Raw genomic sequence first — 1,033 nt, forward strand, 5'->3', positions numbered from 1 at the left:
CCCGTGCCAGCGTGGTCAGCGGCCCCTCGCGCAGCCAATAATCTGGCGGCAGAGCGCCCGCCCCATCCTCGCCGACGACACCCGATTGATCGAGCGTTTCCACTCGCCCGCGCGCCACCAACTCGATTTCATCGAGCGGTTCGTGAATATAGAGGCTATGGACAAGGTTCCGGTGCCCGTCGCGCCAGGGGAACAGATCCCCCGGTGCCTCCACCGCCCAGGCGTGCACCTTCTGGCCCCCGCTGTTTCCAGGGGATAGGCGCAGATACTGCACCGCCGTCGTCGGTCCGTCGAACCGATAGCGGGTGCGATGCGTGATATCCAGGATCAGCCGGGAAGCCATCATGACGGCTCCTTGTCGCTAGAGGGGGGTTAGGGGTTGATGAGGTAGTTCCGGGTGATCTCCGCGCCTAAGGCATTGTTCTTATCGATGAACTCGACCAGGAACTCGTGCAGCCCCCGTTCGAAAATATCATCGACCTTCCCGTAGCGCAGGCCCGACGCCAGAACCCCGCACAAACGATGACACTCGTGCCGCGTCCCGTAAATCCGGGCCAACGCATCTAGATTGTCCATGATTTGAGTTAAGCAAAAGTGCAGAGAGCGCGGCAAATCGGAGCGCAAAATCATCAATTCCGCCACCCGCCACGGCAGTACCGCGCTGCTGTAGACGCGGCGATAGGTGCGCAGTGCGTTGATGCAGTTGAGAATTTCCGTCCATTGATAGTAATCGACCCCGCCGCCGACCTTCTCGCCCTGGGGCAACAGAATATGATACTTGGAATCGAGAATACGGGCGGTATTGTCGGCGCGCTCGATATAGGTGCCGAGAGAGAGGAAATGATAGGCCTCGTCGCGCAACAGCGTGGTTTCACACGCCCCCGCCACGAGAATCATCTGACGCTTGGTCCAATCCAGGAAATCCTGAATATTGGCCCCCGTCAGCGGCTTATCCAGCTTCTCGCGCAGTTGAATCGAGGCCTCGTTGAGATATTCCCAAACCGAAACCGTGAGATTATTCCGCTCCGAGCGG

The 1,033-nt window shown here is 59.3% G+C and carries 2 protein-coding genes; both read right to left on the reverse strand.

All coding sequences use genetic code 11. The features are described from left to right. The coding region (locus VZ95_RS18405) for a transglutaminase N-terminal domain-containing protein (protein WP_198148390.1) at positions 1-346 on the reverse strand (346 nt) is incomplete at its 3' end. A 26-nt stretch (positions 347-372) separates the two neighbouring features. Then, positions 373-1,033: alpha-E domain-containing protein (locus VZ95_RS18410; RefSeq protein WP_045777156.1), on the reverse strand; the 661-nt coding region annotated here is incomplete at its 5' end.

The sequence above is a fragment of the Elstera litoralis genome (genome assembly GCF_000963705.1).
GTDB classification, from domain to species: domain Bacteria; phylum Pseudomonadota; class Alphaproteobacteria; order Elsterales; family Elsteraceae; genus Elstera; species Elstera litoralis.